General features: G+C 71.3%; 5 protein-coding genes. All 5 read right to left on the reverse strand.

Annotated elements, in window-relative coordinates; genetic code table 11:
- Positions 1 to 37 precede the first annotated feature (37 nt).
- Positions 38 to 514: a hypothetical protein gene (locus tag JYK02_RS35375; RefSeq protein ID WP_207057368.1), complete on the reverse strand. Its 477-nt coding sequence runs from the start codon at positions 512 to 514 to the stop codon at positions 38 to 40.
- Between the two features lie 11 nt (positions 515 to 525).
- Positions 526 to 1,017: a hypothetical protein gene (locus tag JYK02_RS35380; RefSeq protein WP_207057369.1), complete on the reverse strand. Its 492-nt coding sequence runs from the start codon at positions 1,015 to 1,017 to the stop codon at positions 526 to 528.
- Positions 1,014 to 4,640, reverse strand: a complete 3,627-nt coding sequence (locus JYK02_RS35385) for a beta-ketoacyl synthase N-terminal-like domain-containing protein (protein ID WP_207057370.1) — start codon at positions 4,638 to 4,640, stop codon at positions 1,014 to 1,016. Before JYK02_RS35385 ends, JYK02_RS35380 begins: the two co-directional genes overlap by 4 nt.
- 89 nt (positions 4,641 to 4,729) lie before the next feature.
- On the reverse strand, positions 4,730 to 10,273 hold the full coding sequence (locus JYK02_RS35390) for a non-ribosomal peptide synthetase (protein ID WP_207057371.1): 5,544 nt from the start codon (positions 10,271 to 10,273) through the stop codon (positions 4,730 to 4,732).
- On the reverse strand, positions 10,270 to 21,621 hold the full coding sequence (locus JYK02_RS35395) for an SDR family NAD(P)-dependent oxidoreductase (protein WP_207057372.1): 11,352 nt from the start codon (positions 21,619 to 21,621) through the stop codon (positions 10,270 to 10,272). The genes JYK02_RS35390 and JYK02_RS35395 overlap by 4 nt, the downstream gene beginning before the upstream one ends.
- Positions 21,622 to 21,904 lie beyond the last annotated feature (283 nt).

Raw genomic sequence — 21,904 nt, forward strand, 5'->3', positions numbered from 1 at the left:
AGTCCCGCGCTGCGCTGGGGAAGGTCCGCGGCGCATGTCAGTCCTTCAGCTCGACGAACTGACCGGAATTGGCCCGGATGTACTTCGCGACGGTGTGGATGTCCCGCGCGAGCGTCTTCGCCAGCAGCGCGTCGTCCTGCTCCTTGCCCTGGAGGGGCCGGTTCGCCGCGCGGGCCGCGCGCAGGTGCTTCTCGAAGGCCTCCGTCTGCGCCAGCAGCTCGTCCAGGTTCAGGTGCTTCGCGGCCAGCTTGAGCTCGAGCCAGAACGAGTCCTCGCCCACCAGGTGCGGCAGCTCCGCGCACATCTGCGTCCAGCCGCGGCCGTGCGCGTAGAGCACCCAGAACATGAACACCGCGCGCTGACCGGGCGTCAGCGAGCCGTACACCTCCTCGCGCACGTCACTGCCCCGGCCGCGCATGGCCAGCGCGGCGGGCTGCACGCACTTCTGGCAGAGCGCCGTGTCGTCCAGCGAGGCCAGCTCCTGGCGCGTCATGCGGATCAACGTGGTTCCCATGGGCGTGTCCCCTAGCTGTCCAGCTGCACGAACTGGCCCGGATTGGCGCGGATGAAGGCGGAGAAGCGCGGCAGCTCGCGGCGGATGAGCTGGGCGAGCGCGTTGTCGAGCTTCGCGATGGCGTCCTCGTTGCCCTCCTGGTCGCGCAGGGCGAGGAACGCGTCGGTGAGCGTCACCAGCTCCTGCACGCCCACCAGCCGGCCGGCGGCGCGCAGCCCGTCCCAGAACGAGTCCTCGTAGACCAGGTGCGGCAGCTGTTCGTGAAGCTGCGTGAAGCCGCGCGGGCCCCGGGCGTTGAGCACCCAGAACATGAACACCGCGCGCTGGCCCTCGGTGAGCGAGCCATAGACGCGCGAGCGCGTCTCGTTGTCGGTGCCGCGCATCTTCATGCTCGCGTCCCAGACGCAGGCCCGGCACAGCGCCAGGTCGTCCATGGACTCGAAGTCCTCCATGCTCATCTTCACCAACTCGGGCTGCATCGCGTTCCTTTCAGGGTGGCTCATGCCCGGGCTCCGGACGCCACGGTGGACAGGTGGGCCGCCAGGCTGGAGACGGTGGGGTGCGCCAGCACGACGAACAGTTCCACGTCGACCTGCAGCACCTCGCGCAGCCGGGAGACCATCTGCGTGGCCAGCAGCGAGTGGCCGCCCAGCTCATGGAAGCCGTCGTCCGCGCCCACGCGGTCCACTCCCAGGAACTCCTGGTAGACGGACGCGATGGTGCGCTCCATCTCGTCACGCGGCTCGACGAAGGGCGTGTCCAGGTCAGGGCGCTTGAGCAGCTCCGCCGTGCCGGGCTCCTGCCGCACGGCCTCCAGCTTCACCCACTTGTCGTAGCGGGCCTGGAGGTCCGTCGCGCACACCGCGACCTGGGTGGAGTCCGGGATGGCGAAGAGGCGGTGGAAGGACTCCAGCCCCTCGGGCTCGGTGAGGACGCTGGGCGCCAGCCGCTCGTACATCGACGGGTGGACGATCTCCTTCGCCTTCTTCCACTCGATGTCCCACGAGTCCCAGTACTGGACCACCCACTTCTGCGCGTGCTGGCGGTTCTGGAGGACGGTGTAGTTGGACGCGAGGCTGCTGGCGCTCGCGATGGCGATGAAGCCCAGGCCGCCCAGCACCGAGCCCAGCGAGCTCATCATCACGCGGAAGCGCAGGTCGCGCTCGCGCAGGAGCTCGTCCAGCATCCGCAGGCTGTGCGGGATGGAGGCGAAGTGCTGCTTGCACAGCTCGCGGTCCGCGTCGCGCAGGGGCTTGATGCGCTCGAAGTTGGACGCGCCCGACGCGTGGAGCAGCCCGCGGATGGGGCCTGCTTCCTTCTCGGCGTCGGCCAGCACGCGCCGCATGGCCTCCACGTCGTCCAGGCGGGCCTTCTTCAGCACGAAGTCATGGCCCGCCGCCTGGAGGCCCACCGCGTTGCCCACGCGGACGCCAATCGGCTCGCGGCGCTTCGCGCCCAGCCACTGCCCCCACGCGTCCTGCTCCGGGAAGTCCGGCTCCTCCAGGATGATGAGCCGCGCGCCCTGCTCCAGCATGCGCCGGGCGGTGAGGAAGCCGATGCCCTCCAGGCCGTAATAGACGAGGTACGTCTCGCCCTTGTGGACGAGCGGCGGCTTCGGCGCGTCGGCCGTCACGCGCACGGGCTCGTAGAACTGGATCCACCGGCGGGTGCCCCGGTACGCGCACAGCACGTCCCCGATGGAGGACAGCACCTCGCGCTCCAGCGCGTCCGCGAGCGCGTCCACCTTCCAGGCGCCGCCCTCCGGCACGGACAGGTCCACCGCGCGGCAGTGGAGGTTGTTGTACTCCTGCTGGAGCACCTTGCAGATGCCCGACACGGAGCTCTGCTCGTAGCGCAGCGCCTCCTCGCCGGTGACGTCGAAGACGTCGTTGGAGAACGCGAGCAGCCGCATGGAGCGCGTCACCGCGAGCTGCCCCAGCGCTTGACCGAAGAACAGGAGGCTGAAGAGGCCCTGCTCCTGCGAGGCCACCAGCGCGTCCAGGTCGTTGGCGGGCCGGGGCGCGTCCACGGCCTGAAGGCCCCAGAAGTGGAGCACGCGGTCCGGCAGGAGCTGGCGGCTTCGCAGCTCCAGCACCAGCAGCTCGTAGGCCTTGCGGTCGGACACCGGCAGGCTGAAGGCCGCGTCGCCCAGCTTCGCGAACGTCGCGCCGGGCGTCACGGTGACGACCGTGCCCCGGCGGCCCAGCCGTTCGATGAGCTTGCGGGTGAGCGGAGCGCCGTCGGAGAAGACGAGGAACGTCTCACGCGCCGTGGGCGCGGGCTCCAGCGGCAGCGCGGACTGCTTCCACTGCGCGCGGTAGAACCAGTCCGCCATGTCCGGGCGCTTGCGCCAGAAGGCGTCCTTGTCCTTCACGGGGGCCTGGGCCTCCGGGGGGCGCGGCTCCACCCACAGTCGCTGCCTCTCGAAGGGATAGAGCGGCAGGCGCACGCGGCGGGGCGAGGCGCCGTCGTGCAGCATGGACCAGTCCACCTCGTCGCCCGCGAGCCAGGGTCCGAGCAGGGCCTGCCACGAGGCGGGCACCGAGCCCGCGTCCGGGGACGCGAACCGGCGCTCCCGCAGCGCGCGGACGGCGTCTGGCACCGTGCGGGCGCGCACGGCCCTGCGGTACGTGAAGGCGCGGCGTCCGCGCTGGAGCGTGAAGGCCACGTCGCGCAGGAACAGCTCCGGGTGCGCCTCCAGGTGATCCGCCAGCAGGACGGTGACGCGGTCGAGCGCCTCCGGGCTTCGCGCGGACAGCACCAGCAACTGCTCGTCCTGGGAGGTTTCGTTGCGAGGGGGCCGCGCCGGCGCCTCCTCCAGGATGACGTGCGCGTTCGTTCCGCCGATGCCCAGCGAGCTCATCCCCGCGCGCAGCGGCGTCTGCCCGCGCTTCCAGTCCGTGAGCGCGGTATTGACGAAGAAGGGGCTGTTGTCGAAGTCGATCTTCGGGTTGGGCGTCTGGAAGTGGAGGCTCGGCGGCAGCTTGCGCTCCTCCAGCGCGCGCACGACCTTGATGAGGCCGGCGACGCCCGCGGCCGCGTTGAGGTGACCGATGTTGGTCTTCACCGAGCCGATGGCGCAGAAGCCCTTGCGGTCGGTGTGCAGGCGGAAGGCCTGCGTCAGCGCGGCCAGCTCGATGGGGTCACCCACTTCCGTGCCCGTGCCGTGGGCCTCCACGTAGCTGATGGACTCCGGCGCCACGTCCGACGTCGCGAGCGCCTGGACGATGACCTTCGCCTGGCCCTCCACGCTGGGGGCCGTGTAGCCCACCTTGGTGGAGCCGTCGTTGTTGATGGCCGAGCCCTTGATGACCGCGCGGATGTCGTCGCCGTCCGCGAGCGCGTCCGCCAGCCGCTTGAGGACGACCACGCCGCTGCCGTTGCCCCACAGCGTGCCCCGGGCCTGCGCGTCGAAGGCGCGGCAGTGCCCGTCCGGGGACAGGATGCTGTCCTGCACGTGGTGGTAGCCGGCGAGGTGCGGGACGTTGAGGGAGACGCCTCCGGCGAGCGCCATGTCGCACTCGCCCAGGATGAGCGCCTGACGGGCGAAGTGCAGCGCCACCAGCGACGTGGAGCACGCGGTGTTGACGTTGACGCTGGGGCCGGTGAGGTTGAGCTTGTAGGAGACGTGCGTCGGCAGGAAGTCCTTGTCGCTGGCGATGAGCAGTTGCTGCAGGCCGATGTTGCGCACGAGCGCTTCGTCGCCCAGCACGTTCTGCAGGAGGTACGTGTTGAGCCCCGCGCCCGCGTAGACGCCGATGGTCCCCGCGAAGCCTTCCGGCGTGTAGCCCGCGTCCTCGAGCGCGTGCCAGCACGACTCCAGGAAGAGCCGCCGCTGCGGGTCCATCACCTTCGCCTCCAGCGGGCTGAAGTTGAAGAAGCTCGCGTCGAAGGACTCGATGTCGTCCAGCACCGGCGAGGCCCGGACGTAGTTCGGGTCCTTCAGCGCCGCGGGGTCCACCCCGGCCGCCAGCAGCTCCTCGTCGGAGAAGACGCGGATGGACTCCACGCCGTCGCAGAGGTTCTTCCAGAACTGATCCACGTCCTTCGCGCCAGGAAGGCGCGCGGCCATGCCGACGATGGCGACATCCAGCCCGTTCACTGACTCGTTCGAATCGTCACGCACGCTTCGCACTCCATCCCGCCAGGCCCTCGCCTCGAGGACCCGGCGGCTTCAAAGGTCTGTTTCCAGTTCCAGCCGTGCCTGTCGCCGCCTCAGGCCCGTGGGTCCTCGGGACAGGCCGCGAGCGCGGCGAGCATCCGCCGCTGCCGCTGTCCGCGCCGTGCGCTCTCCGCCAGCCCCCGCTCCTGTCCGCCGGGAGAGAGGTGACGGGCCAGGGCCTCCACCGTGGGGTGTTCGAACAGGGCCACCACCGGCACCTCGCGTCCCAGCGCCGCGCTCAGCCGGATGGCGGCCTGCGCGAGCTGGAGCGAGTGGCACCCGAGGTCGAAGAAGTTCTGCTTCCGCCCCACCCCACGGCCGCCCAGGAGTTGCCGCACGATGCCGGCGATGGTGCCCTCGAGGCCCGGCCGCGCGTCCTCGCCGCGGGTGGTTTCGTCGGTAGCGGTCCCCTGCTCCACCGGCGGCAGCGCGCGCGTGTCCACCTTGCCGTGCGCCGTCTGAGGCAGCGACGCGAGCCGCAGGAAGGCCGACGGAACCATGTACTCCGGCAGCCGCTGGCCCAGCAGCTTCCGGAGCGCTTCGGGCGTGTACGGCTGGGCCGCGTCGCCCGCCCAGTACGCCACCACGCGGTCGTGGCCCGCGCCCTCCGCGGCGGACAGGGCCATGACGAAGGACTGCTGGATGCCGGGCAGCGCGCAGAGCGCGGCTTCGATTTCGCCCAGCTCGATGCGCAGCCCGCGCACCTTCACCTGCCGGTCCAGGCGCCCCAGGTACTCCAGGTTGCCGTCGGGCAGCCAGCGCGCCAGGTCTCCCGTGCGGTAGAGCCGCTCGCCCGGCGCGAAGGGGTGGGCGACGAAGCGCTCCGCCGTCAGCGTCGGGTTGTGGAGGTAGCCGCGCGCGAGCCCCACGCCCGCGATGCACAGCTCCCCCGGCACGCCGATGGGCTGCATGCGCCCGCCCCGGTCCAGCACGAGGAGCTGGATGTTGTCGATGGGCCGGCCGATGGGGATGCGCTCGTGATGCTCGGCTTCCGAGCAGTCGAAGGAGGAGACGTCGATGCTGGCCTCGGTGGGCCCGTAGAGGTTCGCCAACCGGGTGCCGTTGTGCCGGTGCAGGAGCGCGTTGAAGCGCTCCACCTGGGACACCGTCAGGGCCTCGCCGCTGGCGAACACCTGGCGCAGGCTGGACAGCGACGACACGTCGTCGAGCGTCCGCGCGTACTCCAGGAAGACGCCGAGCATGGACGGCACGAAGTGCAGCACCGTCACGCGTTCGCGGGCGATGGCGTCCGCGACCTGGCGCGGGTCCCGCTCCGCGCCCGGGGCCAGGAGCGCCATGCTCGCGCCCTCCAGCGACCACCAGAAGAGCTCCCAGACGGAGACGTCGAAGGTGTACGGCGTCTTCTGGAGGATGACGTCGCCCCGGCCCAGGGGATAGCGGTTCTGCATCCACTTGAGCCGGTTGACGAGGCCGCGGTGCTCCAGCATGGCGCCCTTCGGACGGCCGGTGGAGCCCGACGTGTAGATGACGTAGGCGAGCGAATCCGGCCGGGCGCGAGGCGTGAGGTTCGCGCCGTCGCCGCTGAACGTCGCCGCGTCGCGCAGGTCGAACACGCGGCCGGAGAAGCCCTCCGGCGTGAAGCGCGCGTCGCTGACGAGCACCACGTCCGTGCGGCTGTCGTCGAGCATGTAGCGGATGCGGTCGGCCGGGTAGCGCGGATCCACCGGGAGGTACGCACCGCCGGCCTTGAGGATGCCGTACAGCCCGACCATCAACTCCAGCGAGCGCTCCGCGACGATGGCCACGATGGAGTCCGGACCCACGCCCGCTTGCCGCAGCGTCGCCGCGAGGCGGTTGGCCCGGGTGTTCAGCTCGCCGTAGGTGAGCCGGCGGCCCTCGAAGGTGACGGCCACGTCGTCCGGGCCGTGCGCCACGCGCTCTTCAAAGAGTTCGTGGACGCACTTCTCGCGAGGGAACGGCCGCGCGGTGCGCCGCCACTCGGTCTCCAGTTGGTAGCGCTCCACGGGCCCCAGCAGCTCCAGTGCTCCGATGGACTGACGCGGGTCGCGGAGTGCCGAGCGCAGCAGGCCCTCGTAGTGTGTGGCCATGCGCTCGACGGTCGCGGCGTCGAAGAGGTCGGGGGCGTACTTGAAGAAGGCATGGACGCGGCCTTCGGTCTCCACCAGCTCCAGGGAGATGTCGAACTCGCCCTGCTGCTGGAGGTCGAGGACGGCGTCCAGCGCGAGGCCGTTTGCGGCGCCGGTGCCCAGGCCGTCCTGGGAGAGCCAGTTCTGGTAGACGAACTGGGCCTGGATGAGCGGCATGAGGCCGCGATCCCTCGCCCCGCCTGCTTCACGCACCATCTCCGTGAAGGGGAAGTCCGCGTGCTCCTGCGCCTCCAGGTGGGTGGTCTGGAGCGAGCGTGCGTAGTCGAGGAACGGCAGGTCGGACGCCACGCGGCTGCGCACGCAGACCACGTTGACGAAGTAGCCGACGACGTCCTCGAACTCGGTCCGCGGCCGGCCTGCGACGGGTACGCCCACGGCGAGGTCTTCCTGCTGCGTGTAGCGGTGCAGCAGCGCCTTGAAGGCGGCGAGGAACAGGCTGAAGGGATAGATGCGCTGCGTGGCGCCCAGGCGGCGCGCGTCCAGGGCCAGCTCCAGCGGGAGCGTCGTCGCGTGGACCCGGCCCTCCAGGCGCCGCTTCGCAGGACGCGGCCGGTCCGTGGGCAGTTGGAGCGCGGGGGGGGGCGGCAGCAGGCGGCTTCGCCAGAACTCGCGGTGGCGCAGGCCTTCGTCGGACGCGAGCATCCGCGCCTGCCACGCGACGAAGTCCGCGTAGGTGGCGGTCAGGGGCACGAGCGCCGCGTCCCCATGCGTCCGCTCCGCGCGGTAGAGCGCTTCCAGGTCCCTCACGAGGAGCTGGAGCGAGCTTCCGTCCATGACCAGGTGGTGCGCCGCGAGCACCAGCAGCGGTTCACGGCCCGGCCGCTGCACCAGGTGCACGCGTGCGAGCACGTCTCGCGACAGGTCGAACGGCTTGAAGCCCAGGCGAGACAGGAAGGCATGCTCGTCTTCCGGCGCGGCGACGGGCAGTGAGTGAACTTCGAACGGTACTTCCGAAGACGCCGGAGACATCGCCAGCAGGGGCTGCGCGTCCTCCACCACGACGCGTGCGCGCAGGCTGGGATGCCGGGTCCAGAGCCGCTGGAGCGCGGCCTTGAGAGCCGGAACATCCAGCGTGCCCCGGATGCGGAAGGCGCACGGCACGTTGTAGGCGCTGCTCTCCGGGGAGAGCTGCTGGATCATCCACAGGCCCAGCTGTCCCGCGGACATCGGATGACGGGCCGGGCCGGGCTTCTCCTCCACGGCGGCGGGCTGCGCACGCACGGGAGTGGGCATTGAGACTGGAGCCGGTGGTGGCGTGGCGACTGCCGCCGTGCCCATCTCCCGGGCGACGAGTTCCGCCAGTCGCCGGAGCGTTCCGGCCTCCAGGAGCGCCGCGTTGGTGAGTTCGACGCCATGGGTCTCTTCCAGGCGGCGAAGCAGCCGGGCCCCAATCAGCGAGTTGAAGCCGTAGACCATCAGCTCCTCATCCGGCTGGAGCGTGGCCTCCGGCAGCTTCAACAGCGAAGCGATCATCCCGCGAAGGACAGGCAGCACGCCCTCCGTAGGCACTGCGGCGGAGGACCGCGCCGAAGCGGGCACGGAGGAAGCTTGCAGCGTTGTGGCGGAGGACCGCAGCGCGGGCGAGCCTTCCAGGGCTGCGGCGGAAGACCGTGCAGCAGCAGGCGCGTTGGAACCTTCTGGGGACGCGGCGTCGCTCCACGGTCCTCCTTCCGACCAGTAGCGCTCACGGGCGAAGGGGTACGTGGGCAGCGGGATCCGCCGGGTCTCCGGTCCGTGCGCCCCTCGCCAGTCCAGTGCGTAGCCCTTCACGTAGAGACCGGCCACCACGCTCATGCGGCGCCAGGCCTCCGCTTCCGCCATGGGCGCTCGTGAACCGGCCAGCAGGGTGTTGCCCAGCGTGAGGAGTCCTGCGTCCTTGCGCGCGTTCGGCTGCGCTCCGGCGGTGGACACCCACAGCCCCTCTGGCCTTTCGCCTCGCAGGGACGCGTCGAGCAGGTCCTTCAGGTGGCCCGTGCTTCGGACCAGGAAGGCGGCTCGCAGCGCGAAGTGGGTTCGGCCCACCTGGAGCGTCAGCGCGAGGTCGTCCAGCCTTGCCTGGGCCCCTTCCGTATCCAGCCACCCACGCAGGTCCGCCATCCGCTGCCGCAGTGCCTGCGCTGAATGCGCTGACACGGGGAGGACGTGGAGCCGCTGCTCGGTGGACTTCGGACGCGCGGGCAGCTCCGGGGCTTCCTCCACCACGAGGTGCGCGTTGGTACCGCTGAAGCCGAAAGAACTGAGCGCGGCCCTTCGCGGATGTCCGTCGGTGCGCCACTCGCGCGTCTCCGTGTTCACGAAGAAGGGCGTGCTGGGGAAGTCCAGGTGCCTATTCGAACGCGTGTAGTGCAGCGACGGCACCAGCGTGCGGTGCTGGAGGCACAGCAGGACCTTGATGAGGCCCGCCACTCCCGACGCCTCCATCGTGTGTCCGATGTTCGTCTTGATGGAGCCGATGGCGCAGAACTGCTTCCGGCCGGTGTGCTGGCGGAAGGACTCCGTGAGCGCCTGGAGCTCGATGGGGTCGCCCAGCTTCGTGCCGGTGCCGTGCGCCTCCACGTAGCCGATGGTGTCCGGGTGCACGCCGGAGCGCTCGTAGACGTCCAGCTCCAGGGCGCGCTGCGACGGCGCGCTGGGCGCGGTGATGCCGTTGGTCCTGCCGTCCTGGTTGATGCCCGAGCCCCGGATGATGCCGTGGATCCGGTCCCCGTCCGCCAGCGCCTGCTCCAGGCGCTTGAGCACGACGACGCCCACGCCCTCCCCTGTCACGATGCCGTCCGCCGCGTCGTCGAAGGTCCGGCAGCGGCCCTGCGGCGACAGGATGCCTGCCTTGCCGAGCACCACGTGCGTGCGCGCCGTCAGCATCAGCGCGATGCCTCCCGCGATGGCCATGTCACACGAGCCGCTGCGGATGCTCTCGCAGGCCAGGTGGACGGCGACCAGCGAGGACGAGCACGCGGTGTCCACCGGGACGCTCGCGCCCCGGAGGTTCAGCAGGTACGACAGCCGGGCCGGGAGGATGGCCGCGCTGTTGCCGCTCAGCGTGAACGCGTTGAGCTCCTGCCCCTGGAGCTTCTGGACGTACTCGCCCTCCTTGCAGCCCACGAAGACGCTGCAACGCCGGCCCTCCAGCGTGCCCGCCGCGCAGCCCGCGTCCTCCAGCGCCTTCCAGGCCTCCTCCAGGAACAGGCGGTGCTGCGGGTCCATCCACTCCGCTTCGAGCGGAGAGATGTTGAAGAAGAGCGGATCGAACCGGTCCACGTCGTGGATGAAGCCGCCCCACCGGCTCACGCTCTTGTTGTGCGCGTCCGGATCCGGGTCGTACCAGCGGGCGTGGTCCCACCGCTCGCGGGGCACCTCCTGGATGGAGTCCCGCCCTTCGACGAGGTTGCGCCACAGCTCGCGCGCATCCCGCGCCCCGGGGTAGCGGGCGGAGAGGCCCACCACCGCGATGGCCTCCTGGCGGCTCATGACGCGCCCCCCACGAAGCGCTCCACCGCGTCGAGGTTCAGCTCGCCCGCCTCGATGCGGTCCAGCAGGCCCAGGAGTCCGTCGTCACCGGCGGCCGGTGCCGGTTCGGGCTTCGCCTGCACGACGATGGGCGCCGCTGGAGAGACAGGCTCAGGCGCTGGCGCGGACCGTGCTCCCGGCTCGGCGGCCGGGAAGGTGGCGCGGATGTGCTCGGCCAGCTTCGAGACGCTCGCGTAGTTGAAGAGGTCCGTGGAGCGCAGCGCGATGCCGAGCGCCGCGTTGATGCGCTCGATGATGCTGACGGCGAAGATGGAGTCCACGCCGAAGTCCTGGAACGGTTTGGACGGATCCAACTGCACGGCGCCGTTCGCCACGACGGCCTCCACGCACGAGGCGATCACCGATTCCAGGTCCGGCCGTGCGCCCCTCGGAGTGGAGACCGGGGTCCCCTGCCCCACGCTGGCATGGCCATTCGTGACAACGGCCGGCGCCGCTACCAGAGTTCTCGCTGCGGTGGCGAGGCTCCGGCGGTCACGCTCACCGATGATGATGTTCTGTCCCAGGTCGGAGCGGTGCTGATCCGGGTGGCCCAGCACGACGACCTTCGGGAAGCCCTCCGCGCTCAGCACGGACCGCCACTGCTCACTGCTCAGCAGCGGCGCGTCCTGGAGCCGCAGGTCGTCCTTGAAGCGCCACCAGCCGGGCAGCAGGCCGAAGGCCACCGTGGAGAAGTCGTGCACGGTGGTGACCTCGTTGAGGAGCAGCCAGCCTCCGGGGCGCAGCAGCGTCTTCACGTTGCGCAGCGTCTGGCGCAGCTCCTCGGTCGCGTGCAGGACGTTGGCGGCGAGCACCACGTCGTAGGCGCCCGCCGTATAGCCCTGCGGCACCACGTCCTTCTCGATGTCCAGCACCGAGTACTCCATGAACCCGTAGCGGAAGTTCTCGCGGCCGTACTGGACGAACGAACGCGACACGTCCGTGTACGTGTAGACGATGCGGTCCGCGTACGGGCTCAGCGCCTTCAGGGCCAGGTCCGTGGTCCCGCCCGTGCCGGCGCCCACCTCCAGGATGCGGATCTTCCCGCCGTCGGGCAGCTGCGCGAGCCGCTCGGCGACGTACTGGCGCAGGCTGTCGGCGACCAGCGCGTTGAAGTAGTCCGCGACGGGGTTGCCCTTGTACATGGGCCCCATCAGCCGCATCGACGACTGCGGGAACAGCAGGTCCGTGGCGGGGATCTCCCCGCGCAGCACCTCGCCGTAGCGCTCCGAGCACGCCCACATGATGGCCACGTGCGGAGCGGTCATCGGGGCCTGCGCGACCAGCCGCTCACCGCGCGCCTGCAGGCTCTGCCGCTCCAGGTGCGGCGCGGCCGCGTCCAGCTCCGGCAGCGTGGTGACGTCCGCGCCGCTCAAGCGCACGTAGCCGGCCCGGGCCAGGATGTTCAGCAGCGCGGAGAACAGGCGCGTGTAGCCCGGCGCGACGCGGAGCTTCGAGCGCAGGCCGTCCACCGTGTACTGCTCACCCGAGCGGAGGAAGACCCCCATGCGCTGGAAGAAGCCCAGCAGCATGAGCGAGTTGAAGCGCTCGTAGTCCTCGCGGCTCGCGGGCGGAGGCAGCTCGCGCACCGTGCTGTCGCGCAGCGCCTGCTCCACGCGCGGCGTGAGCAGCGACGCGGCCTCCTGCGTGACGGGGCGCGACTCCGGGAACCAGTGGCGCACCCGGGCGAACGGGTACGTGGGCAGCGACACCTTCCGGGGCCGCTCGCCGCCGTGGAGCGTGCGCCAGGGCAGCTCCACGCCCATGCTCCAGAGCTGCGCCAGCGTGGAGAGCTGACGCTCCTCCATCGCGACCTGGAGGAAGGCCGTACCGGCACGGCCCTCGGAGAGGAGGCCCGCGAGCGGCAGGGCCGCGTCCACCTTGCCGGTGAAGAGGCCGGCAGCCGTCTGTCCCTGGGCGAAGCGAGTCAGCGCGTCGATGGCCTCGCGGATGTCCCGGGCCACGATCGCCAGACGCTCCGGCATCGCCTCGCGGCCCACCTGGAGGGTGTACGCCACGTCGGAGAGCGAGACGGGATTGCCCTCCGGCAGGACCTCCACGCCAGCGCCGCGCTGACGCTCCATCAGGTGCCGCTCCAGCGACGCCAGGGTCGGGCACTCGATGAAGAGGCGCGGGCGCACCTCGACGTCCAGCCGGCGGCCAATCTCATCCGCGAACGCCGCGAGCTGGACGACGTCGAAGCCGGCCTCCTCGAAGGGACGCTCCGGATCCAGCGCCGAGGCCGGGACGTCCAGGATGCCCGCGGCGGCTTCCAGCAGCGCCTCGCGGATGCGCGAGCTGTCTCCCCTGCCCTGGCTGGGGCGGGCGGGCTGCTGACGGCGCAGGAAGTCCGCCAGCCTCGTGGCGGCGGCCTTCAGGGCCTCTGGCGTCCGGGCCGACAGCGGCAGGAGCTGAGGGCCGTGCACGGCGGACGGCGCGGGCTGCTCGGGCGGGGCTTCGATGAGCAGGTGCGCGTTGGTGCCGCTGAAGCCGAAGGAGCTGACGGCGGCCCTGCGCGGCGCGGAGGGCGCGGGCTCCCAGGGCTTCAGCCGCGTGTTGACGACGAAGGGACTGTTCTTGAAGTCGATGAACTCGTTGGGCGTGTCGAAGTGGAGCGACGGAGGGATGGCCCCGTGCCGCAGCGACAGCAGCACCTTCAGCACGCCCGCGATGCCGGCCGCGGCGATGGTGTGCCCGACGTTCGTCTTCACCGAGCCGAGCGCGCAGTAGCCGCGCTTGTCCGTCCAGCGCCGGAACGCGTCCGTGAGCGCCTTGACCTCGATGGGGTCGCCCAGGCGCGTGCCCGAGCCGTGGGCCTCCACGAAGGTGATGGTCGCCGCGTCGCAGCCCGCCGCCTCGTAGACGGAGGCTTCCAGCTCCGTCTGCGACGCGGCGCTGGGCGCGGTGATGCCGTTCGTCTTGCCGTCCTGGTTGATGGCGGAGGCGCGGATGACGCCGTGGATCTGATCGCCGTCGCGCAGCGCCGCCTCCAGCGGCTTGAGGACGACGACGCCCACGCCCTCGCCCGGCACGAAGCCGTTGGCACCCGCGGCGAACGACTTGCACTTGCCGTCCACCGACAGCATCTGCGCGTTGCTCGCGTAGATGTGGAAGTTGGGCATCGTGGAGACGTAGACGCCGCCCGCGAGCGCCATCTCCGTCTCACCAGCGAGCAGGCTCTGGCAGGCCAGGTGGATGGACACCAGCGACGAGGAGCAGGCCGTGTTGATGGCCATGCTCGGGCCCTTCAGGTTGAGGAAGTACGCGATGCGCGCCGCGAGGATGGACGTGTCGTTGCCCCAGATGGCCTGGGCCTCGCGCTTGATGCCGGCCTGGGCCATGCGCAAGCCGTAGTCGCCCACGTCGACGCCGACGTAGACGCCGCAGCGCTTCTCCGACATGGACCGGGCCGCGTAGCCCGCGTCCTCCAGCGCCTTCCACGCCTCCTCCAGGAACACGCGCTGCTGCGGGTCGGACAGGTCCGCCTCGCGCCCCGCGATGTTGAAGAAGGCCGCGTCGAACTTGTCGATGTCATCGAGCACGGCGCCGTAGCGGCAGTTCGTCGCATCGAGGTTGCGCGGATCCGCGTCGTAGTACGCGTCGATGTCCCAGCGTTCCTTGGGAATCTCGCCGACGAGGTTGTCGCCCGCGGCCAGCCGCTTCCAGAAGGTGTCCAGGTCCGGCGCGCCGGGGAAGCGCCCGGACATGCCGATGACGGCGATGGAGCGCGAGGACGGACGGGACGCGGGGGCCTCACGCACCGGCTGCGACTGGGGCGCGGGAGGCGGCACCATCGGGAGGGACGGCCTCGGAGATTCCACCTGCTGAACCGGCGCGAACACGGGCGGCGGTTCCGGCGGGACGAAGGCCGGTTCGGGCTCACGCGCGGGCGGCACCACGGCGGCCTCCTGGGGCTTCGCCGCGTCGAGGAGCGACAGGATGTGGCGGGCCAGGGCGCGGACGCTCGAGTAGTCGAAGACGACCGTGATGGGCAGCTCGAGGTCGAACGCCTCGCTGATCCGTTCGATCATCCCGGCGCCGGTGATGGAGTCGACGCCGTAGTCCGAGAACGGGACCTCCGGGTTGATGACGTCGGAGCTGACGCTCAGCGCCTCGCTGGTGAGCTGGCCGATGCGGCGCTCCACCTCCGCGAGCGACGGCCCCGTCCGTACGGGCACCGGCCTCGGCGACGGACGTGCCTCCACGGGCGCGCGGACCGGCTCCGGAGGCCGGACCTCACGCGCCTGCGCCTGACGGCGGCCCGCGACCGCGACGGGCTCTTCTTGAGAGACGCCCAGCTTGGCCAGCGCCTCCGGGCTGCCCTTGAAGGCGACCACCTGGGGCGCGCTGCTCGCGAGCACCTGGCGCAGGGCCTCCAGGCCCTCGGCGACCTCGATGGAGTGCACGCCTCGCAGCTCCATGGCGCGCTGGTACTTCGGATCCGTGACGGCGCCCACGGAGCCCCAGTAGCCCCAGTTGACGACGCTCACGGGGAAGCGCGCGGAGCGGCCCAGCCACCCGGCGAAGGTGTCCTGGAACAGGGAGGCCGCGGCGTAGTTGCCCTGCCCCGCGTTCCCCGAGAAGGACTGGATGGACGAGAAGAACACCAGGAAGTCGAGCGGCTCGTCCTTCAGCACCTGGGCCAGCACCGCGCTGCCCCGGACCTTGGCGTCCATCGCCTCCACGAACGCCGCCGCGTCCATGCGCTCGATGGGCGCGTCGCGGAGGACCAGCGCGGAGTGCACCACGCCATGGACCGCCCCGAAGCGCGCCTTCGCCTGGGCCATCACGTCCCGCATGCTCGCGGGGCGCGTGACGTCCGCGCGGACGTGAAGCACGCGGGCTCCGCGCGCCTCCATGGCCGCGATGCGCTCGCGCTGTGCTTCCGTCAGGGGGCCGCGGCCAGTGAGGACCAGCCGCGCCTGGAAGCGCCCGGCCAGATCCTCCGCGAGCGCCAGCCCGATGCCGCCCAGGCCTCCGACGATGACGTAGACGCCGCCCTGGCGCAGGACGCCGTCCCCTGCCTCCAGCCGCGCGGGGACGAGCTGCCGGACATGACGGCGCCCCTCGCGCAGCGCCACATTCAGACGGCCCTTGTGCTCCGGCTCCGCGACCAGTTGGGAGACGAGGACGCCCGGGGCGTTGAGCACGTCACGCGCGCCCACGTCGATGCAGCTCACCGCCAGCTGCGGGTGCTCCTTCGCCAGCGACTTGCACAGGCCGTGGAGGCTCGCGCCGGACGGACGCGCCTGCTCCGTGCCGGTGACGGGGAACACGTCCGCGGTGACGACCACCAGCTCCAGGCGCTGCTGGAGCACGCCCAGCCGCGACAGGCCCTTGAGCATCCGGAACAGCGCCAGGACACCGCGCTCCTGGCTGGCCTCCAGCGCCTCCACGTCCTCCAGCGCGGCCGCCCGCGCGTCGATGCCCGCGAGGAAGTAGATCCGCCGGGGCTGCCCGGCCTCGTTCCACCACGCCTCGACGCCGGCCTCATCCGCGCTGGACCACTCCCAGCGGCCCTCGGCTTCGCGCCGCGTGCGCGCTCCCACGCGGACCCGCAGCACGCCCGCGCGTGCGTGGACCGCCGCCAGGCCGTCCTCCAGGCCCAGGCTGTCCGCTCCCGCGACGATGACCGCGCGCCCCAGCTCCCGGTCCTGCGCCAGCAGCGGCGCCTCCGCCCAGCGAGGCAGGTAGAAGAAGCCCTGTGCCCGCGTCTTGCGCTCGCGGAAGCCCAGGTCCCGCAGCTCGACGCACACCTCGCCCTGCTCATCCAGCAGCGCGACGTCGAAGCGCGCGGGGTCCTGCATCCGCACGCGTGCGTACGCACTGCCTGACGAAGGCAGCGGGCGACGCACGTCCACGCCGCCCAGTGAGAAGGGCAGCATCAGCGCGCCGGACGACGACGTGAGCGCGGCCACGGCCTGCGCGGCGGAGTCCAGCAGCTGCGGCGGAAGGCTCCAGCGGCTGTCCCGCGGCGCGGCGCCCTCCAGGCGGCCCAGGGCCTCGCGTGCGTCGCTCCATACCTCGCGCAGGGCGCGGAAGGTGGGGCCGTAGTGGATCCCCATCCGGGCGAAGCGCTGGTTCAGCACGTCGCCGTCGATGTGGTTCGTGCTCCGGGCCTGGAACGGACGGAGCGCGAACGGCTCACTCCCGGCGCGCTCCACCGCCGCCTCGATGCGTCCCCGGCAGTGCAGGAGTGCGTCCTCGCCCTCGCCGGAGCGGACCTCGAAGAGCGCGTGGCCGCCCTTCTCCTCCAGCGTGGTCCACAGCACCTTCTGCCCACCGTCGAGGACGCAGGGCTGGAGCCAGAGCACCTGCGAGAGTGACACCGGCCCCTCGCCGTGCGAGGCCGCGAAGGCCTCACGCGCCAGTTCGAGGTAGGCCATGCCCGGCAGCACGCTCGCGCCGTTCACGCGGTGATCCGCCATCAGCGGCGACGAGGCCTCCAGCACCGTGCGGCGACGGACGGGCGCCGTCCGCGCCTCCGCCGTCCGGGGCGCTTCGGGAAGGGCCGCGCCCATGACGGGCGTGACCCAGTGACGCTCCTGCGCGAAGGGATACGTGGGCAGCGGCACGCGCAGGTGCGGGCCGGAGAACAGCGCGGCCCAGTTCAGCGGCGCGGCCTTCACGTAGAGCGACGCCAGTGAGGAGAGCTTCTCCTGGGCCCCTTCCCCGGCCTGTGCGTCCGGCGAGGTCAGCTCCGCCATCAGCGTCCGCCCCAGCTCCTTGAGGAGCGGATCCACCTTCCGCGCCGCGTCCTGCGGATCCGACGTGAACGGGTACGCCACCTCGCGGCCGGCCAGGGCCGCCTCGATGCCGTCGAGCAATTCGCGGTGGCTGCGCACCACGAACGCCGTGCGGACCTTGTGGTGGGCCCGGCCTACGAGCAGCGTGTAGGCGATGTCGCCCAGCCGGTGCGACTCACCGTGGCGGCGCAGCCAGGTGGCCATGTCCTCCAGCCGCCGCGTCAGGGCGTCCTCCGTCTTGCCGGAGAAGACGACCAGGCGCGCGGTGCCCCTCGCCTCCCGGGGCGCGGCGGGCCGTGCGGGGGGCTCCTCCAGGAGGACGTGCGCGTTGGTGCCGCTGAAGGCGAAGCCGCTGAGGGCCGCGCGCCGGGGACCGTTGCCGGGAACAGTCCAGTCCCGCAGGGCGGTGTTCACGACGAACGGCGTCGCGGCGAAGTCGATGTTGCTGTTCTGCCGCTCGAAGTGGAGCGAGGGCGGCAGTTGCCGGTGCTGGAAGGACAGCAGGACCTTGATGAGGCCGGCGACTCCCGCGGCGGCGGACGTGTGGCCCAGGTTCGACTTCACCGACCCGAGGAAGCAGAACTGCTTGCGGTCGGTGTAGCGCGAGAAGGCCTCCGTGAGCGCCTCCACCTCGATGGGGTCGCCCAGCTTCGTGCCCGTGCCGTGCGCCTCCACGTACGTCACGGTCTCCGGGCTGATGCCGGCGCGCTGGTAGACCTGGAGCTCCAGCTCCGTCTGCGCGTCCGAGCTGGGCGCGGAGATGCCGTTCGTCTTGCCGTCCTGGTTGGTCCCGGAGCCCCGGATGACGCCGTACACGTGGTCGCCGTCGCGCAGCGCGTCCGCGAGCCGCTTGAGGACGACGACGCCCACGCCCTCGCCGGGGACGAAGCCGTCCGCCCGGTCGTCGAAGGCTCGGCAGCGCCCGTTGGGCGAGAGCATGCCGGCCTTGCTCATCTGGATGTACGGATCCTCGGTGATGTAGAGCGTCACGCCGCCCGCGAGCATGAGGTCCACGTCACCCGCGAGCAGGCTGCGCACGGCCAGGTGCGTGGCCACGAGCGACGACGAGCAGGCGGTGTCCAGCGCCAGCGCGGGCCCCTTGAGGTTCAGGAGGTACGCGATGCGCGCGGCGAGGATGGAGTTGGAGTTGCCCAGCAGCTGGAGCGCGGGGCTGCGGTCGGGATCCGCCAGGCCCACGAGCCGGTTGTAGTCGTTGTTCATCACCCCGACGTAGACGCCGCAGCGGGCCTTGCTGAGCTGCTCCGGCGAGTAGCCCGCGTCCTCCAGCGCCTTCCAGGACTCCTGGAGGAACAGGCGCTGCTGTGGGTCCATCAGCCGGGCTTCGGCCGGGGAGATGCTGAAGAAGAGCGGGTCGAACTTGTCGATGTCCGACAGGAAGCCGCCCCACTTGCTGGTGGAGCGGTCCTTCTTCTTCGGATCCGGATCGTAGTAGCGCTGGACGTCCCAGCGCTCCGGAGGGATCTCCGTCACCGAGTCCACGCCTGCCGCCAGGTGCTCCCAGTACTCGTCCAGGTTCCGGGCGCCCGGGAAGCGCGCGGACATGCCGATGATGGCGACGTCGGTGGACGCGGCCACGGCGGGAGCCGGAGTGGGCTCGGGAGCGCTCGCCACCGGCTTGCGCTTCAGCGTCACATGGAACGGAGGAGGCTCGGCCTCCAGCGCGTGCGTGTCAGGTGAGCGCATGCGGTCAGCCACCGGAGTGGGCACACGCGCCGGAGCTTCGGGCGTGCGAGCCACAGGTTCCGAAGCGCGAGGCGCAGGCTCGGACACACGAACCGGCGCGGCGGGAGCGCGGACAGTCACCTCGGGGGCACGCGTCGACGGCATGCCACCGCGAGCCTCGGATCCGGGCTCACGCGTCGCGTGGCTGGCCGCGTGGGCCTCCTGTCCGGCAGCGCGCGGAGCGATGAACCTGTGGGGCTCCTGCGCCGCGGTTGGCGACGTAGGGATGGACTCGCGAGGGACCGCCTCGGCGGCACGCGGCGCGGGGGTGGCGGCACGCGCGTCCAACTCGGAGGCACGCGGCGCGGGTGCCGACGCGGCGGCGGGGACCTGCGCGGCCAGGTACTCGGCGAGCCGGAGGACCGACGGGTGGTCGTAGAGCTTGTTGACCTTGAGCTTGAGCTGGAGGTCCTGGCTCAACCCCTTGGTCAGCTCCACCATCAGGATCGAATCCAGCCCCAGTTCGAGGAAGTTCTTCTCCTCGTCGATGTCGCCGGGCTCGCAGAAGAGCACGCGCGCCAGCGCCCCCTTCACGGTCTGCTTGAGACCTTCCGAACGGGCCTGGGCCTCCGCCGGATTCACCGTGGGCGCAGCCGACGGCGCGATGGCTTCAGGCTCGGCGGCGCGGACGGGCTCGGCAGGGACCGCGGGAGCCTCCTCGCGCGGCGTCTCCCTCGCGGAGGTCTGCCCGGGACGACGCAACTGGATCTTGGGTCTGTTCACGATGGGGACCTCATGTCGGGGGGGCGGCGGGGACGCCGGAGCGACCTCCGCGGCGGAAGGCGTGGGCCGGATGGGGACGGCGGACGGCGGGACAGCGGCGGGCGCGGCGATCACGGGCTCCGTCGCGCCCTGGACCGTGGGCGGGGGCGACACGGCGGGCGCGGAAGCGACGGGCTCCGCCGCGCGCTGGACCGTGGGCGCTCGGTGCTCGCCAATCCAGTGACGCTTCCTCACGAACGGATACGTCGGCATCGACACGCGCTGCCGCGAACGCCCCGCATGCAGGGCCGCCCGCCAGTCCACGCGCGCACCCGCCACCCAGGCACGCGCCAGCGCTTCGGCGTCAGCCCCCTCCGCCGGGACCTGCGCGCCCGTATCCGAAAGCCCCCGGACACGGCCGTGGAAGACCGGCGTCGAAGCAGGCTGCTCGGAAGCGAAGGCCTGGAGCGCGTCCGCCAGCGCCTCCTCCGTCGATGCCACGACGGCGATCCGCTCCTCCATCGCCTGCCGTCCCACCTGCGACGTGAAGGCGATGTCCGCCAGCGCCGCGTGACGCGCCCCCTGGCCGCGCGCCCGCGCGTTCTCCACCAGGAACGCCGCCACCTGCCGCGCATGGACCCGGAGCCGCTCCTGGGTCTTCGCGGAGAGCACCAGCACCACCGGCCCGGACGCGGGCTCGTCCCGCTGGGGCGGCGCCACGTACTCCTCGACCAGGACGTGCGCGTTCGCCCCGCCCGCTCCGAAGGAGCTGATCCCCGCCCGGCGCGGCACCTGCCGTACGCGCCCGCCCTCCTCCACCTCCGGCCTGCGCCACTCCGTCAGCCCGCGCTGCACGTAGAAGGGCGACGCGTCGAAGTCGATCTTCGGGTTGGGGCGCTCCGAGTGCGGCGACGGGACGAGCATCCCCTCACGCAGCTGGAGCACGACCTTGGTCAGCGCCGCGATGCCCGCCGCGGACTCCAGGTGCCCGATGTTCGCCTTCAGCGACCCCAGCGCGCAGAAGCCCCGCTCCTGCGTGTGCTCGCGGAACGCGCGCTGGAGCGCGGCCACCTCGATGGGGTCCCCCAGCGACGTGCCCGTCCCGTGCGCCTCCACGTAGCTCAGCGTGCGCGCGTGGACGCCGGTCTCCGCCAGCACTCGGGAGATGACCCGCTGCTGCGCGTGCGGATTCGGGACGGTGTAGCCGCTCGTCTTGCCCCCGGCGTTGACCGCGCTGCCGAGGATGACCGCGTGGATCCGGTCCCCGTCGACCAGCGCCTGATCCAGCGTCTTCAAGAGGACGGCGCCCACGCCCTCGCCGTCCACGAAGCCGTCCGCGCCCTCTCCGAAGGCGCGGCACGCATCCCCCCGGGACAGCATCTTCATGCTGGTGAGGGCGTGGAAGTGCATCGGGTGGAGGATGAGGTTCACCCCTCCCGCGATCGCCGCGCGGCACTCGCCCCTACGCAGGCTCTCACACGCCAGGTGCAGCGCCGTGAAGGACGACGAGCAGGCCGAGTCCACCGCGAAGCTGGGGCCGGACAGGTTGAGGTGGTACGAGACGCGGTTGGCCACGGACCAGAACGGGCTGCGCGCGGCGGTCCGCTGCCCGGAGTGCCACGCCTCCGACGCCGCCCAGCCGTAGCCGCCGTTCATCACCCCCACGAACACGCCCACGTCGCGGTCCAGCGACGGCGCGGTCACGTCATAGCCCGCGTCCTCGAAGGTGGCCCACGCCACCTCCAGGAACTGCCGCTCCTGCGGATCCATCGCGTCGGCTTCGCGCGGAGAGAGGTTGAAGAACGCCGCGTCGAACGCGTCCGCGTCCGCGAGGAACCCGCCCCACCGGCTGTAGATGGACTCCGGCGCGTCCGGGTCTTCCGAGTGAAAGCGCCGCCAATCCCAGCGCGAGGCGGGGACTTCGCTGATGCAGCTGCGGCCGGCCTTCAGGTGCTCCCACAGTGCGTCAAGCTTTTCGGCCTGCGGATAGCGGCCGCTCATTCCCACGATGGCAATGGCCTGGGCGCGGGCCCCCGGACGGCGGCCCTGAAGCAGGCGGATCAGCAGCTCCCTCTTCTCCCCCTCCGACAGCGTCGGGCCTCTGGTTCCGTCTCGACTCACGAGCAGCACTCGCGGCCATCCCCCGGCCGTCCCTCATTGAAATGGCCCACCCCGGATCCCCGCTCCGGGTCCGGCTAGATAACAAATGGAAATGCAGGTGGAAACCAGATCTCGCCGATTAATCCCGTGACCTGAACTTCACCGGCATCCCCTTGATTCCCGTTCGGCGGGCGGATCCCGACTGCAATCCCTCCCCAGGAAGGCTTATGCTGCTCTCTCTGTTTAACCTCCGAAACGCGCTGTCTCCGCGTGTTCCCGCCCACCCCGCAGCACCGTTCCCACA

It is taken from the genome of Corallococcus macrosporus (assembly GCF_017302985.1).
In the GTDB taxonomy this organism is placed as follows: domain Bacteria; phylum Myxococcota; class Myxococcia; order Myxococcales; family Myxococcaceae; genus Corallococcus; species Corallococcus macrosporus_A.